Annotated in this window: 1 protein-coding gene and 1 pseudogene; one reads left to right on the plus strand and one right to left on the minus strand. The window is 65.6% G+C overall.

Annotation, left to right across the window (positions count from 1 at the left end; all coding sequences use genetic code 11):
• Window positions 1–197 precede the first annotated feature (197 nt).
• Window positions 198–1,691, minus strand: coding sequence for an Asp-tRNA(Asn)/Glu-tRNA(Gln) amidotransferase subunit GatB (gene gatB, locus AC1DZ6_RS23800; protein ID WP_477099578.1), 1,494 nt, complete (start codon window positions 1,689–1,691; stop codon window positions 198–200).
• A gap of 230 nt (window positions 1,692–1,921) precedes the next feature.
• Here gatB and AC1DZ6_RS23805 point away from each other — a divergent pair.
• Window positions 1,922–2,280: pseudogene (locus AC1DZ6_RS23805) on the plus strand (hypothetical protein); the annotation flags it as partial.

Below are 2,280 nucleotides of genomic sequence, written 5' to 3' on the forward strand. Positions count from 1 at the left end.
GGCTCGAACGAGGCCGCCGCGCCCGCCGCCAAGCCCGAGAAGAAGACCAAGAAGCATCAAAAGCCGGCCGGAGCCGAAGCCAAGCCGGACACCAGCTCGGATGCGCCCAAGTAGGCTCCACGCTCCTGACCTGAAAAAGGGCCCGTCGCGCGAGCGGCGGGCCCTTTGTCTTCAGTGCGAAGGCGGCGTCAGCGGCCTTACAGCCCCAGCTTGCTCCGCAGCAGTTCGTTGACGGTGGCCGGATTGGCCTTGCCGCCGGTCTCCTTCATCACCTGGCCGACGAACCAGCCGATGGCCTGGGGCTTTTCCTTCACGGCCTCGGCCTTGTCGGGGTTGGCCGCGATCAGCGTATCGATGGCCGCCTCGATGGCGCCGGTGTCGTTGATCTGCACCAGGCCGCGCTTCTCGACGATCTCGGACGGGCGGCCCTCGCCGGCCCACATGTGCTCGAAGACCTCCTTGGCGATCTTGGAGCTGATAGTGCCGTTCTCGATCAGCTCGACCAGCTGGGCGATGTCCGACGACGGCAACGGCGAGGCGGCGATCTCGTGGCCGCCGGCCGACAGCTTGGACAGCAGCTCGTTGGTCACCCAGTTGGACACCAGCTTGGCGTCGCGGCCTTTCGCGGCGGCTTCGAAGTAGTCCGCGCGGTCGGCCTCGATGATCAGCACGCCGGCGTCATAGGCCGACAGACCGTACTGGCTCTGCAAGCGCTGCTTCTTGGCGTCCGGCAGTTCCGGCAGGGTCTCTTCGATCGCCTTCACCCAGGCCGGATCCAGGACCAGCGGCAGCAGGTCCGGATCGGGGAAGTAGCGATAGTCGTGCGCCTCTTCCTTCGACCGCATCGAGCGGGTCTCCAGCTTGTTCGGGTCGAACAGCCGGGTCTCCTGGTCGATCTTGCCGCCGTCCTCCAGGATCTCGATCTGACGACGGGCCTCGTATTCGATGGCCTGCTGAATATAGCGGTAGCTGTTGACGTTCTTGATCTCGCAGCGCGTGCCCAGGTGGCTGAAGCTGCCGGTCTCGCGGAACTTCTCGTAGTCACCGGGGCGGCAGACCGAGACGTTGACGTCGGCGCGCAGGTTGCCCTTGTCCATGTCGCCGTCGCAGGTGCCCAGATAGACCAGGATCGTGCGGATCTTTTTCACATAGGCCGCCGCCTCTTCCGAGGTGCGCATGTCGGGCTTGGAGACGATCTCCATCAGCGCCGTGCCCGCGCGGTTCAGGTCGACATAGGTGGCGTTCGGGTCCTGGTCGTGCAGCGACTTGCCGGCGTCCTGCTCCAGGTGCAGGCGCTCGATACGCACGTCGAAGGTCGTGCCGTCGTCACGCTCGACGGTGACGAGGCCCTCGCCGACGATCGGCTGGTCGAACTGGCTGATCTGATAGCCCTGCGGCAGATCGGGATAGAAGTAGTTCTTGCGGTCGAACCGGCTCTTCAGATTGATCTGCGCCTTCAGGCCCAGGCCGGTCTTGACCGCCTGCTCGACGCAGAAGCCGTTCAGCACCGGCAACATGCCGGGCATGGCCGCGTCCACCAGGCTGACCTGCTGGTTCGGCCCCGCACCGAAGCCGACGGCGGCGCCGGAGAACAGCTTGGACACGCTGGCCACCTGGGCGTGGATCTCGAGGCCGAGAACGATTTCCCAGGGGCCGGTGCGGCCTTGGATCACTTTGGAATCTTGCGTCATGGCCGCCTGTCTACACCGTGGGGTCGGGGAGAAAAAGCCTGAGGCGAAGCGCATTGTAAGAGGGAACGGCGCTGCGCGCCGCTCCCTCCTCAAGCTAGGGCAGGTGTTGTTTCAAGCTCTCTGGATTGTGGCGCCAATTCGTCAAAATCAGCACCATTCCAAGAATGCAGGAACCGCCACCGCAGCCCCCCGTTGACTCCCCGAACACGAATTACGCAATGGAGGAAGTCATGGCTGTTCTGAACCTCAGCGCCAACGAACCTTATATCGCCCCGACCACCACCGCCGATTCCTCGGCTCTGTTTCCCAGCGCGCCTGTCTATGCTCGCACGTCGACGAAGAAGTCTTCGTCGAACCTGCCGCTGCTGATCGGCCTGCCGGTGCTCGCCGTCGCCGTCRGGGGCCTGACCTGGGGCCTGATGAACAAGCCGGCCCAGTCGCCGGCGGACGAAGCCCCTGTCCAGTTGGCCGAAGCGACGCCCGCGCCGCTCGCCGCCGAGCCCGCCCCGATGCCGACGCCCGCCCCGGCCGCCGAAACGCCTGTCGCCACCCCGGCTCCGACCCAGGTCGCTCGCGCCGAGACGGCTCC

The organism is Caulobacter sp. P1_B12_2, from assembly GCF_056406675.1.